This is a genomic window from Janthinobacterium sp. EB271-G4-7A (assembly GCF_020858075.1).
GTDB lineage: Bacteria > Pseudomonadota > Gammaproteobacteria > Burkholderiales > Burkholderiaceae_D > Janthinobacterium > Janthinobacterium lividum.
Map to the genome: position 1 here is coordinate 1,623,471 of NZ_JACYMI010000001.1, position 16,987 is coordinate 1,640,457.

Genomic DNA, 16,987 nt, shown 5'->3' on the forward strand with positions numbered 1-16,987 from the left:
CTATATTGATTTCCTTTAGGTACATAACCTCACGGAGCATCAATGTCACTCAACCCCTTCCCGCCGCTGCGCCGCGGCTTTGGCGCATTCTGGCGCGCGCTGGACGCCACCCGCCGCGCGGTCATCAACCTGATTTTCCTGCTGATCGTCATCGCCATCCTGATCGCCATCTTTGGCGGCGGCGCCAAGCCCCTGGCGGAAAAGACCACCCTGGTGCTGGACTTGCAAGGCCCGCTGGTCGAGGAAACCCCGGGCGGCGTGCGCGAGGCCGTGCTGGCCAATGTCAGCGGCGAAGTCAAGAAAAACGTGCAGCTGCGCGACGTGCTGGCGGTGCTCGACACGGCGGCCAAGGACAAGAACATCGGCTCCATGGTGATCCTGCTCGACGAGTTGCAGGGCGGCGGCCTCGCTTCGCTGCGCGAAGTGGCGGCCGGCGTGGAACGCTTCCGCGCCACAGGCAAGAAAGTCACGGCCTGGGGTTCGAGCTACAACCAGCGCCAGTACCTGGTGGCGGCCAAGGCCGACGAGGTATTCCTGCACCCGATGGGCGGCGTCATGCTGGAAGGCTTTGGCCGCTACCGCAATTACTACCGCGACGCGCTCGACAAAGTGGGCGTGACGGTGAACCTGCTGAAAGTGGGCACGTATAAAAGCGCGGCCGAGCCTTTCATCGCCAACGGCCCGTCCGAAGCGGCGGCTGAAGCGGACCGTTACCTGAACAACGGCCTGTGGACCACCTATACGACGGACGTGGAAAAGGCGCGCAAGCTGCCGGCCGGCGCCATCATGCAATCGATCGATGCGCTGCCAGCGCTGATGACGGCCGCCGGCGGCGACCTGGGCAAGCTGTCGCTGGACGCCAAGCTGGTCGACGGCCTGAAAACGCGCGATGAACTGCGCCAGTTCATGATGGCGCGCGGCGCCAAGAACACGGAAGGCACGAATTTCCGCCAGGTGAACTATGCCGATTACCTGGCGCGCCTGCGCCCCGTGCATATCGGCGACGCTGTCGGCGTGGTCATCGCCTCCGGTGAAATCGGCGACGGCATCGCGGCACCGGGTTCCATCGGCGGCCTGTCCACCTCGCGCTTGATCCGTCAGGCACGCGAAGACAAATCGATCAAGGCCGTCGTGCTGCGCGTCGATTCGCCGGGCGGCAGCGCCTTCGGCTCTGAATTGATCCGCCGCGAGCTGGAACTGACGCGCGCCGCCGGCAAACCGGTGGTCGTCTCGATGGGCAACGTGGCCGCTTCGGGCGGCTACTGGATCAGCACCTCGTCCGATGAAGTGATCGCCGACGCGGCCACCATCACGGGTTCCATCGGCGTCTTCGCGATTCTGCCGACGGCCGACAAGGTGGTGGAAAAGCTGGGCATCCACACGGCCGGCTCGCCGACCACCTGGCTGGCCGACGCGGGCAACCCGTTGCGTCCGCTCGACCCCCGCTTTGCGCAAGTGATCCAGGGTTCGATCAACCACGTGTATGGCGACTTCCTGAACCTGGCCGCCAAGGCGCGCAAGACGACGCCGGAAAAGATCGATGAAGTGGCGCAGGGCCGCGTCTGGACGGGCTTGCAGGCCAAGGAGCGCAACCTGGTCGACCGCATCGGCAGCTATGGCGATGCACTGGCCTCGGCGGCCAAGCGCGCCAACCTGGGCGCCGACTACCGCGTGACGTACCTGGAGCAGGAAACGTCGAACGTGGATCGCCTGATCGGCATGTTCGGCTCCAAGGCCATGGCCACACTGGGGCTGGGCGAGCACGTGAAACTGGGCCTGGCCACGACCGGCTTGCCGGCCGACGCGGCGCTGGGCATGGCGCAGGAGCTGAGCTGGCTGTCGGGCATCACGCGCGAGCACAAACCGTTCATGGCCCTCACGCACTGCCTGTGCGAAGTGCCACTCGGCGGCAAGTAACACCAGCATAGACAAGCTACCCAAGCCGGCTTCGCCCGGCTTGTTTCATATGCAGGACAGCGATGAGGAGCAAGGCATGGCAAGCGACATGAGCGGAGAAACTGACGCGGCGATCACCATCCGGCCTTGCGTGAAGGGCGATGAACAGGCGCTGGCGCTGGTAGGGCAGGCCACCTTCCTGGAAGCCTTCGCGGGCATCCTCGATGGCGCTGACGTCATCGCCCATTGCCAGCGCCAGCACGACGTGCAGCTGTACCGCGACTGGCTGGTACTGCCGGCCATGCGCTTGTGGCTGGCCGAGGCCACGCCGGGCGGGGCGCCCGTCGGTTATCTGGTGCTCAGCCCCGCCGGCTTGCCGGTGGCCGATCCGCAGCCGGACGACCTGGAAATCAAGCGCATCTACCTGCTGCACCGCTTCCAGGGCCAGCGCGTGGGCCAGCGCCTGATGCAGGCGGCGCTGAGCCAAGCGCGCGCCAGCGGGGCAGGGCGGGTGCTGCTGGGCGTGTACGCGGAAAACCACGATGCGCTGGCGTTCTATATGCGCTGCGGCTTTGCGCAGGTGGGCCGGCGCACCTTCCGCGTGGGCCGCACCGACTATCAGGATGTCATCCTCGGCATGACGTTGTAAGCGCAAACGTCCCCGCGCGGCGCCAGGTCAAGCCGGCTGGCGGGAGATTTGTAGCGAGTTTGTATCTGCATGCGAGTCGCCCTCGCCACGCGGTTGTCCGCCTGCGGCGCCCCGCAAGCCTGATTTTTCCACCGTTCCCCCACAGGGGTGGCATGCCTGCCGGCCCGCCTGATCCTCCCATGCTTGCCTGGCTGTGTGTAATTGTTTCAAGTAGAAATGAAACAGTTACATGACTATGCTAGAGTCGTTTCACGCTAGGGAACGATGTTTTTTCAGCTGATTTTCAGCTCTTGATTCCCCCGGCTTTGTACCGAAACAACCCCGAAAAACGGTCGTCCGACCTGAGTGTGTCCCACCTCGGCCGGCGCCACAGACTCGCCGTGCCAGCGGCCACTACAAGGATAAGCGATGGATTCGCAGACAACACCCAACACCCCGCGGCGCAGCCGCCGTTCGAAAATCGTCGGCACGGTCATCGCGCTAGCCGTGATGGCTGCGCTGGGGGGCGGTGCCTGGTACCTGACCCATTCCGGCACCAGCGCCCAGGGCGGCCCCGGCATGGGCGGCCCCGGCGGTGCCGGCGGGCCAGGCGGCCCGGGCGGGCGCCGCGGCGGCCCTTCGACCACCGTGGGCGTGGCCACGGCCGTCAAGTCCGACCTGCCCGTGGTGCTCGATGCGCTGGGCACCGTGACGGCCGCCTCCACCGTGACGGTGCGCCCGCAAGTGTCGGGCATCCTGAAGGAATTGAAATTCAAGGAAGGCGGCATGGTCAAGGCGGGCCAGGTGGTGGCGCAGATCGACCCGGCCCAGTTCGAGATGGCGCTGATGCAGGCCACGGGCCAGCGCCAGCGCGATGAAGCGCAATTGGAAAACGCGCGCCTGACCCTGAAGCGCTATCAAACCCTGCTGGGCCAGGATTCCATCGCGCGCCAGGACGTCGACACGCAGGCCGCCCTGGTGAAACAGCTGGAAGGCACCGTCATGACGGACCGCGCGGCCGAAGGCACGGCGCGGCTGAACCTGGGCTACACCAAGGTGGTGTCGCCGATCAGCGGGCGCGCGGGCCTGAAGGTGGTCGACATCGGCAACCTGGTGAGCACCAGCGATACGGGCGGCGTGGTGGTGGTGACGCAGCTCTCGCCCATCGACGTGGAATTCTCCGTGCCGCAGGATAAGGTGCAGACCATCCAGGAGCGCCTGAATTCGGGTTCGGCCCTGGCGGCGCTGGCGCTGGACCGCACGCGCACGCATACCCTGGACAAGGGCAGCTTGAGCGCGCTGGACAACCAGGTCGACGTACAGACGGGCACCGTGCGCGCCAAGGCCCGCTACACGAATGACAAGATGGCCCTGTTCCCCAGCCAGTTCGTCAACGTGCGCCTGGAGCTGGGCAATATCACGGGCGCCGTGCTGGTACCCGTGACGGCCCTGCGTCACAGCAATAACGGCGACTTCGTCTACGTGCTGAAAGCGGATAAAACCGTCACCGTGCGCATGGTCACGCGCGGCCAGGCCACCACCGACATGGTGGAAATCCGCGCCGGCCTGGAAGCGGGAGAGCAGGTCATCACGGAAGGCGCCGACCGCCTGAAGGAAGGCGCGAAAGTCACCCTGGCGGGCGACAAGCCTGCGATGGGCGGCGCAGGTGGCGCGGGAACCGCCAACGGCGAACGCCGCCACCGCCGCCAGCACGCTGATGGCAGTGGCGGCGCGGCCAGCGCATCGGCCTCCGCATCCGCGCCGGCCAGTGCGCCAGCCGCGGCGCCAGCGAAGGGCGCAGCGCAATGAGTCCATCGACGCCATTCATCCAGCGCCCCGTCGCCACGGCGCTGCTGATGCTGGCCATCGTGCTGGCGGGGCTGGTCGGCTTCAAGTTCCTGCCGCTGGCCGCCTTGCCGCAGGTGGACTTCCCCACCATCCAGGTGCAGACCCTGTATCCGGGCGCCAGTCCCGAAGTCATGGGGCAGACGGTGACGGCGCCGCTGGAGCGCCAGTTCGGGCAGATGTCGGGCTTGCAGCGCATGAGTTCCACCAGCGCGGCCGGCGTTTCCATCATCACCCTGCAATTCACCCTGGGCCAGACCCTGGACGTGGCGGAGCAGGAAGTGCAGGCCGCCATCAACGCGGGCGGCTCGCTGCTGCCGACGGACTTGCCGGCGCCGCCCGTGTACGCGAAGATCAACCCGGCCGACGCGCCCGTGCTGACCCTGGCGATTACCTCCGACACGATGCCGCTGACGCAGGTGCAGAACATCGTCAACACGCGCCTGGCGCTGAAGATCAGCCAGGTCAATGGCGTGGGCCTCGTTTCGCTGTCGGGCGGCCAGCGTCCGGCCGTGCGCATCCAGGGCGACACCAAATTGCTGGCCTCGTACGGCCTGGGCCTCGACAGCCTGCGCACGGCCATCGCGGCGGCCAACGTCAACAGCGCCAAGGGCAGTTTCGACGGCCCCACGCGCTCGTTTACCATCAACGCCAACGACCAGCTGGTCACGGCGGAAGACTACAAGCGCCTGATCATCACCTATAAAAATGGCGCACCCGTGCGCCTGTCCGACGTGGCGAATGTCGTCGACAGTGCGGAAAACACGCGCCTGGGCGCCTGGTCCGGCAAGCAGCCGGCCATCATCCTGAACGTGCAGCGCCAGCCTGGCGCCAACGTCATCAAGACGGTCGACGCCATCAAGGCCCTGCTGCCGGACTTGCAGGCCAGCCTGCCGGCGGCCATGAAGCTCGACGTGCTGAGCGACCGCACGACGGGCATCCGCGCTTCCGTCGAACACGTGGAAATGGAACTGCTGTTGTCCGTGCTGCTGGTGGTGCTGGTGATCTTCGCCTTCCTGCACAGCATGCGCGCCACGGTGATCGCCAGCCTGTCCGTGCCGATCTCGCTGATCGGCGCCTGCGGCGTCATGTACTTGCTCGGCTACAGCCTGAACAACCTGTCGCTGATGGCCCTGACCATCGCCACGGGCTTTGTCGTCGATGACGCCATCGTCATGATCGAAAACATCGCCCGCTACATCGAAGAGGGCGAAACGCCGATGGCCGCGGCCCTGAAGGGCGCGTCGCAGATCGGCTTTACCATCATTTCGCTGACGGTCTCGCTGATCGCCGTGCTGATTCCCCTGCTGTTCATGGGCGACGTGGTGGGCCGGCTGTTCCGCGAATTTGCCATGACGCTGGCCATCACGATCCTGATTTCCGCCGTGGTCTCGCTCACGCTGGTGCCGATGATGTCGGCGCGCTGGCTGAAAAGCCATGCCGATGAAAAGGTCAGCGCCACGGGCCAGCGCATCCAGGCCTTCCTCGACCGCGTCATCGTGCAGTACGACCATGCGCTCGTGTGGGTGCTGAAACGCCAGGGCTTGACCCTGCTGGTGGCCCTGGCCACCTTGCTGCTGACCGTCGTCCTGTATATCACCATCCCGAAAGGCCTGTTCCCCACGCAGGACACGGGGCAGCTGAAGGCGCGCATCGAAACTTCGCAAGCCGTCTCGTACGAGCGCATGGCTGCCTTGCAGCAGGCTGCCGCCAGCGCGCTGCTGGAAGATCCCGCTGTCGATACCCTCAGTTCCCTGGTGGGCGTGGATGCGGCCAACAACACCATGCTGCATACGGGCAGCATGCTGATCAACCTGAAGCGTCCGCGCAGCGGCAACCAGGACGAGATCATGGAGCGCCTGCGCAACCGCGTGGCCAAGGTGGCCGGCGTGACCCTGTATCTGCAGCCGACGCAGGATCTCACCATCGATGCGGAATCGGGGCCGACGCAGTACCGCGTGTCGCTCGAAGGGGCCGACACGGCCACCGTCACCGAGTGGGCCGGCAAGCTGGCCGCGCGCATGCGCGAAAAATCGCAGCTGCGCAATGTCGTCACGGATGCGGGCGCCACGGGCGCCGCCGTCACCGTGGGCATTGACCGCGACAGCGCCGCGCGCATGTCCGTCACCACGGCTACCGTCGACGACGCGCTGTACAACGCCTTCGGCCAGCGCATCATCTCGACGATTTTCACGGAAACCAACCAGTACCGCGTGATCCTCGAAGCGCAGCCTGGCATCGTCACCACGCCGTCCGACCTGTCGGACCTGCAGGTGCGCACGGGTTCCGGCAAGTCGACGCCGCTGTCCGCGTTTGCCAGCGTCAGCGAAAAACAGGCGCCGCTGCAGATTACGCACGTGGCGCAATACCCGGCCACGACACTCGGCTTCGATACGACGCAGGGCGTGGCGCTGGGCAGTGCCGTCGACGCCATCCGCCAGGCCGCAAAGGACATCGCCTTGCCGCCATCGGTGACCCTGACCTTCCTCGGCGCGGCCGGCGCGTATGAAAACTCGCTGTCGAACCAGCTGTGGCTGATTCTGGCCGCCGTCGTCTGCGTGTACATCGTGCTGGGCGTGCTGTACGAAAGCTACATCCACCCGCTGACGATTCTGTCGACCCTGCCGTCGGCCGGCGTGGGCGCCTTGCTGGCGCTGATGCTCTCCGGGCAGGACCTGGGCGTGATCGGCATCATCGGCATCATCCTCTTGATCGGCATCGTCAAGAAGAACGCCATCATGATGATCGACTTCGCCATCGAGGCCGAGCGCGACGAGGGCAAGAGCCCGCAGGAAGCCATTCACCAGGCGGCGCTGCTGCGCTTCCGCCCCATCCTGATGACGACCCTGGCGGCGCTGTTCGCGGCCGTGCCGCTGATGCTGGGCTGGGGCGAGGGCGCCGAGTTGCGCCGTCCGCTGGGCCTGGCCATCTTCGGCGGCCTGATCGTCAGCCAGGTGCTGACCCTGTTTACCACGCCCGTCATCTACCTAGGCTTCGACCGCCTGGGCCAGCGTTTCGCTTCAAAGACACGTGGCGTGAGCCTGGACAAGCCGGGCGATAACGCGGGGAGCGCCGCGTGAACCTGTCCGAACCGTTCGTCAAGCGCCCCATCGCCACCGTGCTGCTGACCATCGGCATCGCGCTGGCGGGTATCGGCGCTTTCTTCGTGCTGCCCGTCTCGCCGCTGCCGCAGGTCGATTATCCGACCATTTCCGTCAGCGCCAGCCTGCCCGGCGCCAGCCCCGCGACCATGGCCACGTCGGTGGCCACGCCGCTGGAGCGGCGCCTGGGCGTGATCTCGGGCGTGAACGAGATGACGTCGTCGTCGGGCACGGGGTCGGCGCGCATCAACCTGCAGTTCGACCTGAACCGCAAGATCGATTCGGCCGCGCGCGAAGTGCAGGCCGCGATTGCCGCCTCGCGCGTGGACTTGCCGGCCACCTTGCGCAGCAACCCCACCTACCGCAAGGCCAATCCGTCCGACGCGCCCGTGATCATCCTGGCGCTGACGTCGAAAACGCGCACGCCGGGCCAGATCTACGACGCCGTGTCGAACCTGGTGCAGCAGAAGGTGGCGCAAGTCAAGGGCGTGGGCGACGTGGAACTGGGCGGCGGCTCGCTGCCGGCCGTGCGCGTGGAACTGCTGCCGTATCAACTCAATCACTATGCCGTGTCGATGGAAGACGTGCGCGCGGCCATCCAGGCCAGCAACGCCAACCGCCCGAAAGGGGCGATTTCCGGCGACGAGCGCAGCCTGCAGATCTATTCGGGCGCGACGACGGCGTCGGGCGGGCGCAGCGCCGCCGATTACCGCAGCCTGGTGGTGGCCTGGCGCGACGGCGCCGCCATCCGCCTCGACGACGTGGCCGAAGTGGTCGACGGCGTGGAGAACAACAATACCCTGGGCCTGTTCAATGGCGACCCGGCCGTCATCGTGCTGATCACGCGCCAGCCGGGCGCCAACGTCATCGCCACGGTGGATGGCGTGCGCGCGCTGCTGCCGCAACTGCAGGCGCAGCTGCCGGGCGACATCAAGCTGCAGGTGGCGTCCGACAGCACCAACTCCATCCGCTCCTCGCTGCACGAGATCGAGTTCACCCTGATCCTCTCCATCGTGCTGGTGGTGCTGGTGGTCAGCGCCTTTTTGCGCAGCGTGCGCGCCACCATCATCCCGGCCGTGGCCACCATCGTCTCCCTGCTGGGCACCTTCGGCGTGATGTACATGCTGGGTTTTTCCCTGAACAACCTGTCCCTGATGGCGCTCACGGTGGCCACGGGCTTTGTTGTCGACGATGCCATCGTGGTGCTGGAAAACACGCAGCGCCACATCGAGGCGGGCATGGACCGCTTCAAGGCGGCCCTGCTGGGCGCGCGCGAAGTGGGTTTTACCGTGCTGTCGATCAGCCTGTCGCTGGTGGCCGTCTTCATCCCGCTGCTGTTCATGGGCGGGCAGGTGGGGCGCCTGTTCCGCGAATTTGCCGTGACCCTGTCGGCCGCCGTGATGATTTCGCTGGTCATTTCGCTGACGACCACGCCGATGATGTGCGCCTGGCTGCTGAAAAGCGGCGAGCAGCACAAGCCACCGGGCCTTGTCGCGCGCTGGTTCGAACGCGGCTTCGAGCGCATGCTGAAAGTGTACGAGCATTGCCTGGACTGGGCCCTGTCCAGCGCCGCGCTCGTGATGACGATCCTCGTGTTCGTCGTCGGCTTGAACGTGTACCTGTTCGCGGCCGCGCCCAAGGGTTTCTTCCCGCAGCAGGATACGGGCCAGATCAACGGCGGCATGCGCGCCGACCAGAGCATCTCGTTCCAGGCCATGCAGAGTAAATTGCGCCAGCTGGTCGACATCATCAAGGACGATCCGGCCGTCGCCACCGTCGTCGGGTTTACGGGTGGCGGCAGGGCTGGGGGCGGCTTCATGTTCATCGACCTGAAACCCGCGTCGCAGCGCACGGACAAGGGCCAGGCCGTGATCGCGCGCCTGCGTCCGCAACTGGCCAAGGTGACGGGCATCTCGCTGTTCCTCAACCCCGTGCAGGATTTGCGCATGGGCGGGCGTTCCAGCAATTCGACGTACCAGTACACCCTGATCAGCGACAACCAGGCGGACCTGAAGAAATGGGCGGCCAAGCTGGCCGACCAGATGAAGATGCAGCCGGCCCTGATCGACGTGGACACGGACCAGGCGGAAAACGGCGTGGAAACCTTTGTCAGCATCGACAAGGACCGTGCCACGCAGCTGGGCGTGCAAGTCAAGGATATCGACAATGCGCTGTACAACAGCTTCGGCCAGCGCCAGGTGGCGACCATCTACGATGAGCTGAACCAGTACCACGTGATCATGGAAGTGGCGCCCCGCTATGCGCAAAGCCCGGAAGCGCTGCGCTCCGTGTACGTGCCGGCGTCGAATGCGGCCGCCGTCGCCGCCACCGGCACGACGGCCACCAGCGCCGCCACGGCCACCACCAGCGTGGCGACGACGTCCAACACGACGGCGGCGCGCGACCCGTCCAGCGGTTCGGCCTTGTCCACGACCCTGGCGCGCATGGTGCCGCTGTCGTCGTTCAGCAGCTTTGCTGAAAGCTCGACGGCGACGTCCATCAACCACCAGGGAGGGGAGCTGGCCACCACCGTGTCGTTCAACCTGGCCGACGGCTATCCGCTCAGCGACGGGCAGGCTGCCGTGGCCCAGGCGGAGTCGGAAATCGGCATGCCGGTGAATGTGCGCGGCAGCTTCCAGGGCTCGGCGAAGAGCGCGCAGGACAGCAACAAGGAGCAGCCGCTGCTGATCCTGGCCGCCATCGTGGTGATCTATATCGTGTTGGGCATCCTGTACGAAAGCCTGATCCACCCGATCACCGTGCTGTCTACCTTGCCGTCGGCAGGGGTGGGCGCCGTGCTGGCATTGCTGATGTTCCGCATGGAGTTTTCCATCATCGCCCTGATCGGCGTGTTTTTGTTGATCGGTATCGTCAAGAAAAATGCTATATTGATCATCGACTTCGCGCTGGAGGCCGAGCGTTCGCGCGGGCTGACAGCTGTGGAGGCGGTGCGCGAGGCATGTTTGCTGCGTTTCCGCCCCATTCTGATGACCACCCTGGCGGCGGCGCTTGGCGCCTTGCCGCTGGCGATCGGTTTCGGCGAGGGGTCAGAGCTACGCCAGCCCTTGGGGGTCGCCATCATCGGCGGCCTGATTGCCAGCCAGTTACTCACATTGCTGACCACCCCGGTGGTCTACATCCTGCTCGACAAGCTGCGCACGCGCAGCGCCGACGAGCAGCAATTGAGCCGCATTCCTGGGCCAGATAACCCGAGCACACAATCATGAAGCAAGTAAAACCTATCGTATCGACCATTCCCGCGCGCCACCTGCTGGCGCTGGCCGCTGCTGTCCTGCTGGCCGGCTGCGCCGTCAGTCCCACGTATGAAACGCCGACGGCCGCCGCGCCGCAAACGTTCAAGGAGGCGGCAGGCTGGCAGCCGGCCGTGCCGGCCGACACGCTGGAACGGGGGCCGTGGTGGACCCTGTTCGGCGATGCGCAGCTGAACCAGCTGGCCGACAGCATTGAAGTATCGAACCAGAACGTGGCGGCCGCCATCGCCTCCTACGAGCAGGCGCGCGCACTGGTGCGCGAACAGCGCGCCTCGCTGTTCCCCACGGTGAACCTGACGGGCAGCGGCGCCCGTTCCGGCGGCGGGGGCGAGCAGCAGACGAACAACAACTTCAAGGCCGCCATCGGCGCCTCGTGGGAACCGGATATCTGGGGCCGCCTGCGCGCGGGCGTATCGGGGGCGGACGCCAGTGCCGCGGCCAGCGCGGCGGACCTGGCCGCCGCCCGCCTGTCGGCGCAGGGCGAGCTGGCCACCAATTATTTTTCGCTGCGCCAGAGCGATGCGCAGATCGCGCTGCTCAATTCCACGATCGACGGCTACAAGCGCGTGCTCGAGATCACCGGCAACCGCTTCAATTCCGGTATCGCCGCCAAATCCGACCTGCTGCAGGCGCAGACGCAGCTGGCCAATGCGCAGATCGATTTGTCCAGCCAGACGCGCGCGCGCGCCCAGCTGGAACACGCGATCGCCATCCTGCTGGGGAAGGCGCCATCCGACTTCAGCCTGGCCGTGGCGCCGTGGACCCTGACCGTGCCGGACGTGCCGCTGGGCGTGCCCTCGACCCTGCTGCAGCGCCGTCCCGACATCGCCGCCGCCGAGCGCAGGGTGGCCGTGGCCAACGAGCAGATCGGCATCGCCCGTTCCGCCTACTATCCAAGCCTGAACCTGACGGGATCGTATGGTTCCGGCGCCAGCAAGGTCGGCGACCTGTTCAATGCATCGTCGAGCCTGTGGTCGCTGGGCGTGTCGGCCGCGCAAACCCTGTTCAACGCGGGCGCCACGACGGCCAGCGTGGATGCGGCCAAGGCGGGGCATGAGGCGGCCGTGGCGCGCTACCGCCAGACGGTATTGAGTGCCTTTGGCGCCGTGGAAGACCAGTTGTCGGCCACGCGCGCGCTGGCCGAGCAGCTGGCCTTGCGCCAGCAGGCGTCATCGGCGGCCGACCAGGTCGAGCAGCAGATGCTGAACCGCTACAACGCGGGCCAGGTCGGCTATACGGACGTGGTGACGGCGCAAGTGACGGCCCTGTCGGCGCGCCGTTCGCTGGTGCAGGCGCAGGCGGACCGCCAGACGACGGCCGTGGCGCTGATCCAGTCGCTGGGGGGCGGCTGGCATGTGCCGCAGGCACAGTAGCGGGCAGGCTGGCGCAGGGTAAAACTCCTGCGTCAAATTCGCGTTTTCACGCATGGCTTGAGTGCTAGAATGCAAGATTATCAATTGCCGGCCATGGCAAGGTTTGCCGAGGCTGGTTTCTAGCAGACGATGATAACCCGCAAACGCAGCAAAACCAGTCTGGTCAGCCTGCCTACTGTTCCTGAAGCGCCCACCATCGGTTTCCCCGTGGTGGCCATTGGCGCTTCCGCTGGCGGACTCGACCCTATTGTCGCTTTCCTGACCCATGTGCCGCTGGAAAGCGGCATCGCCTATGTGGTGATCCAGCACCTTGATCCCACGCAAAAAGCCCTGTTGCCGGAGCTGCTGCAGCGGGCTACCAGCATACCCGTCACGGAAATCACGCACCAGGCGGCATTGCGGCCCAATCATATCTATGTGATACCGTCGAATGCCGACCTGGGCCTGTCGAAGGGACGTTTCCTGCTCAGCGAGCCGCTGCAGCTGCGCGGACACCGCTTGCCCATCAATGCTTTCTTTGAAAACCTGGCGGCCGAGCTGGGCGAACTGGCCGTGGGCGTGATTCTGTCGGGCATGGGCAGCGACGGCACGCGCGGCTTGCAGGCCATCAAGCAGGCGGGCGGCCTGACCCTGGCCCAGCATCCCGATACGGCCAAGTTCGACATGATGCCGCAAAGTGCCATCGCCGCCGACGCGGTGGACCTCGTCGATTTTCCCGACAAGATGCCGGAAAAGATCATCAGTTACCTGTTTCGCAGCAGTTTCCTGGAGTTGCCGGGCAAGGAGCCGAGCGGACGCAATTCCTTGCAGGAAATTGTCGCCTTGCTGTCCGAACATACGGGCAACAGCTTCTCGGACTACAAGATCAATACGGTGCTGCGCCGCATCGAGCGCCGCATGAGCTTGTACCAGATGACATCGATGGAAGAGTACATTCCCTACCTGCGCAACAATCCCGGGGAAATCGACTTGCTGTTCAAGGAATTGCTGATCGGCGTGACGAATTTTTTCCGCGATCCGAAAGTGTGGGAATACCTGAAAATGGTGGTCTTGCCGCAGATGCTGGCCGCCCACCCGGACGGGCGTGCCTTCAAGGCCTGGATTCCTGCCTGTTCCACGGGAGAGGAAGCGTATTCGCTGGCCATGGTGTTCCATGAAGTGGTGGCCGGCAGCAACCCGCCGTCGAAGTACAGCCTGCAGATTTTTGCCACCGACCTGTCGGCCGACGCCATCGACCGCGCGCGCCAGGGCCGCTTTCCGACAACGATCAGCAGCGATGTGTCGACCGAGCGCCTGGAACGGTTTTTCTTGCAGGACAAGACCGATTACCTGGTCAGGAAAGAGATCCGCAACATGATCATCTTTGCCCAGCAAAACATCATTTCGGATCCGCCGTTCACCAAGCTCGATATCCTGTGTTGCCGCAACCTGTTGATTTACCTCAATGCCAAGTTGCAGCAGCGTTTGATTCCCCTGTTTCACTACGCCTTGAACCGCGATGGCGTTTTGCTGTTGGGCAGCGCCGACACGCCCGGACATTTTTCCGAGCTGTTCGCGCCGCTGACGACATCGACCCGGCTGTACCGCCGCCTCGACAACCTGGCGCGCCAGCGCTTGCTGACGTACTTTCCCACGAAGGTATCGTCGGCCACTCCTCCTACCCCCAGTGACACGAGAGAAGTCAGCATGCCCGGAAAAATCCAATCCCATGTCGAGCAATTATTGCTCCAGAAATATTCGCCTGCGGCCGTGCTGTTGAACCAGGATGGGGACATCCTGTATATCAACGGGCGCACGGGCGCCTTCCTGGAACCGGCGGCAGGCAAGGCCAACTGGAATATCCACGCGATGGCGCGCGAGGGCTTGCGTTACGAGCTGGCCGGCCTGATCAATCAGGCGCTGCAAAGCGACGGCCTCGTACGCCTGAAGGGCCTGGTGCTCAAGGATCACGCGGGACATCCGCAGGGCGTGGATCTGACGGCGGAATCCTTGCACCAGCCCGAAGCGTTGAGCGGCATGGTCTTCGTCACGTTTGCCAGCGTGCCGCTGGCGGCCTCCCCGCGCCGGGGCCGCTCGCCGAACCCCAAGGTGCTGGAACTGGAGCAGCAGCTGATCCAGGCACGCAATGAAATCCAGGCCGTGCGCGATGAAATGCAGACCTCGCGCGAAGAACTCAAGTCGGCCAACGAGGAATTGCAATCGACCAATGAAGAGTTGCAATCGGCGAACGAAGAGCTGACCACCTCGAAGGAAGAAATGCAGTCGTTGAACGAAGAACTGTACACGGTCAATGCGGAGCTGCAATCGAAGGTCGACGATTTGTCGCTGGTCAACAGCGACATGAAAAACCTGCTCAATAGTACCGATATCGCCACCATTTTCCTCGACAGCGAGCTGCGCATCCGCCGCTTCACGGCGCCGGCCACGCAAATCTACAAGCTGATCCAGACGGACCTGCGCCGTCCGCTCAGCGACATCGTCAACGACCTCGCCTACCCGAACCTGGAAGTGGACGCGCTGGAGGTCATCCGCAGCCTGGTGTTTTGCGAGCGGCAGGTGCAGACCAAGAACGGGCGCTGGTACAACGTGCGCATCATGCCGTACCGCACGGTGGAAAATGTCATTGATGGCGTGGTCGTGACCTTTATTAACATTACCGAGTCAAAGGTACTGGAAGCCCAGCTGCGCCAGATCCAGGCCGGCGCCGTGGCAGACGGGAAAGCAGGAGAGCGCGCGTCATGAGCGAACCATTCGACGAGGAGAGCGGGCCGGCCAGGTTGCGAGAGCAGGCCGAGCAATTGGCGACGCAGCAGCGCCAGCCCGTAGCGCCGCCGCAGTCGAATGAAGACGTGATGCGCCAGCTGCATGAGCTGCAGGTCAGCCAGATCGAGCTGGAAATGCAGAGCGCGGCCCTGGCCGAACTGGAGCAGCTGAAGAATGAATTTGAAAGCAGCCGCGACCGTTATGCGCAGCTGTATGAGCAGGCGCCCGTCAGCTATTTCTCGCTGGCGCGCGGGGGTGTCATCACACGCGTCAACGTAGCGGCCTGCGGCTTGCTGCAGCGCGACAAGAACCGGCTGTTGGGACGGCGTTTCGAGCAATTCGTCGCGCCGCAGGCGCAAGGGGACTTCCGCCGCTTCCTCGATGCGGTCTTTACCAACGGTGCGCGCCAGGTGCTTGAAGCGCAATTGTTCGAAGGCGAAGCGGGTGGCATGAGCGGCATGGTGCGCATCGAGGCAAATTACGATGCGGACAGCGCCACGGCGCGCATGGTGGTGACGGACCTGGGCGACGAGCACGCGCGCGAATCGGCCTTGCGGCGCGCTTTTGTGATACTCGACAGTATCCGCGAAGGCGTGCTGGTGACGGACAGCGCCAACCGCATCATTTCCGTCAATCCCGCTTTCACCACCATTACCGGCTACCAGGCGGAGGAAGCCATCGGCCGCGATCCGTCCTTCCTCGGCGGCGGCACGCATTTGCCGCATTTCTATGAAGCCATGTGGCGCAGCCTGCACCAGGATGGCAGCTGGTATGGCGAACTGGTGAACCGTCGCAAGAATGGCGAGCGCTTCGTCGAGTCGCTGTCGATCACGCCGATGCGCAGCCCGGATGGCGCGATCAGCCATTTCGTCGGCGTGTTTTCCGACATCACCGAGCGCAAGCTGGCCGAAGCGGACTTGCGCGAGCTGCACCGCGAGCTGGACCAGCGCGTGGTCGACCGCACGGCCGAATTGCTGCGGGCCAACCAGCATCTGCAGCTGGAAGTACACCAGCGCGAGCGGGCGCAGGAAGCCTTGCGCGATGCGGAGCGCTTCTTTCACGCCACCATTGATTCATTGACGGACCGCGTGCTGGTGCTGGACCGGGCGGGCCGCGTCGCGCATGCCAACCAGGCGTGCCTGGATTTTGTCGGGCAGATGCAAAAACCGCAGAATTACCTGGAGTTTTGCGAACTGGACCCGCGCTGGCAGCGCAGCGCCGGGCGCGAGCTGGCCGCCGGCATCCGCGCCGTCATTGCCGGCAATGCGGACACGTTTGCGCTCGAGTATGAGTTTGCCACGCGCGCCGGCCCCCGCTGGTCGCAGGCCAGGATCAGCCGCTTCCTCGGCGAAGGGCCGCTGCGCGTGGTGGTGGCGCATACGGATATCACCGAACGCAAGCTGATGGATGGCGCCCTGCGCCAGTCGCATGCGCAGCTACGCCAGCTGGCGCTGCACCTGGAAACGGCCAAGGAGGACGAGCGCAAGCGCATCTCGCGCGATATCCACGATGAGCTGGGGCAAAACCTGCTGGCGCTGCGCATCGATATTTCCATGCTCAGCGCGCGCACCGAACGTTCCCATCCGCGCCTGCACCGCCGCGTCGGCGCTGTGCTCAGCAACGTCGACACCACGATCAAGAGCGTGCGCGGCATCATGAACGAGCTGCGCCCGATGGCGCTGGACCTTGGCTTGCAAGCCGCCATCGAGTGGCAGGTGGGCGACTTCCGCAAGCGCAGCGGCATCGCTTGCCAGCTGCTGATACGCGACGAGGCATTGTTTTCCTCCATCGGCAGCCAGGTCGAGATCGTGCTGTTCCGCATCGTGCAGGAAGCGCTCAGCAACGTCATGCGCCATGCCCAGGCCAGCCAGGTAGAGATCGAACTCAGCTCGGATGCCTGCGCCGTGTATATGGCCATCAGCGACAACGGCATCGGCATCACGCCGCAGCAGCAGCGCAAGAAACAGTGCTTCGGCCTGATCGGCATCGCCGAGCGGGTGACGGCGCTGGGCGGGCAATTCGAGGTCGGCATGCCGGCATCGGGCGCCGGTTGCCGCCTGGCCCTGCAGATTCCCTTGCAGGGGACGGGGCGGCCGGCCGCCTGATACA

Annotated in this window: 8 protein-coding genes; all 8 read left to right on the forward strand. The window is 65.0% G+C overall.

What is annotated here, in order from left to right:
- The first annotated feature begins 42 nt into the window (after nucleotides 1-42).
- Nucleotides 43-1,917, forward strand: coding sequence for a signal peptide peptidase SppA (gene sppA, locus IGS58_RS07405; protein ID WP_151096494.1), 1,875 nt, complete (start codon nucleotides 43-45; stop codon nucleotides 1,915-1,917).
- A gap of 88 nt (nucleotides 1,918-2,005) precedes the next feature.
- Nucleotides 2,006-2,545 (forward strand): GNAT family N-acetyltransferase, encoded by a 540-nt coding sequence (locus IGS58_RS07410; RefSeq protein WP_230520980.1) that lies wholly within the window; start codon nucleotides 2,006-2,008, stop codon nucleotides 2,543-2,545.
- Between the two features lie 408 nt (nucleotides 2,546-2,953).
- Nucleotides 2,954-4,333 (forward strand): efflux RND transporter periplasmic adaptor subunit, encoded by a 1,380-nt coding sequence (locus IGS58_RS07415; RefSeq protein WP_230520981.1) that lies wholly within the window; start codon nucleotides 2,954-2,956, stop codon nucleotides 4,331-4,333.
- On the forward strand, nucleotides 4,330-7,449 hold the full coding sequence (locus tag IGS58_RS07420) for an efflux RND transporter permease subunit (protein ID WP_230520982.1): 3,120 nt from the start codon (nucleotides 4,330-4,332) through the stop codon (nucleotides 7,447-7,449). The genes IGS58_RS07415 and IGS58_RS07420 overlap by 4 nt, the downstream gene beginning before the upstream one ends.
- Nucleotides 7,446-10,697 (forward strand): efflux RND transporter permease subunit, encoded by a 3,252-nt coding sequence (locus tag IGS58_RS07425; protein WP_230520983.1) that lies wholly within the window; start codon nucleotides 7,446-7,448, stop codon nucleotides 10,695-10,697. Before IGS58_RS07420 ends, IGS58_RS07425 begins: the two co-directional genes overlap by 4 nt.
- The gene (locus IGS58_RS07430) at nucleotides 10,694-12,115 is read left to right on the forward strand and encodes an efflux transporter outer membrane subunit (RefSeq protein WP_230520984.1); all 1,422 of its coding nucleotides are present in this window, start codon (nucleotides 10,694-10,696) and stop codon (nucleotides 12,113-12,115) included. Before IGS58_RS07425 ends, IGS58_RS07430 begins: the two co-directional genes overlap by 4 nt.
- A gap of 129 nt (nucleotides 12,116-12,244) precedes the next feature.
- Nucleotides 12,245-14,857, forward strand: a complete 2,613-nt coding sequence (locus IGS58_RS07435) for a chemotaxis protein CheB (RefSeq protein WP_230520985.1) — start codon at nucleotides 12,245-12,247, stop codon at nucleotides 14,855-14,857.
- Nucleotides 14,854-16,983, forward strand: a complete 2,130-nt coding sequence (locus tag IGS58_RS07440) for a PAS domain-containing sensor histidine kinase (RefSeq protein WP_230520986.1) — start codon at nucleotides 14,854-14,856, stop codon at nucleotides 16,981-16,983. Before IGS58_RS07435 ends, IGS58_RS07440 begins: the two co-directional genes overlap by 4 nt.
- Nucleotides 16,984-16,987 lie beyond the last annotated feature (4 nt).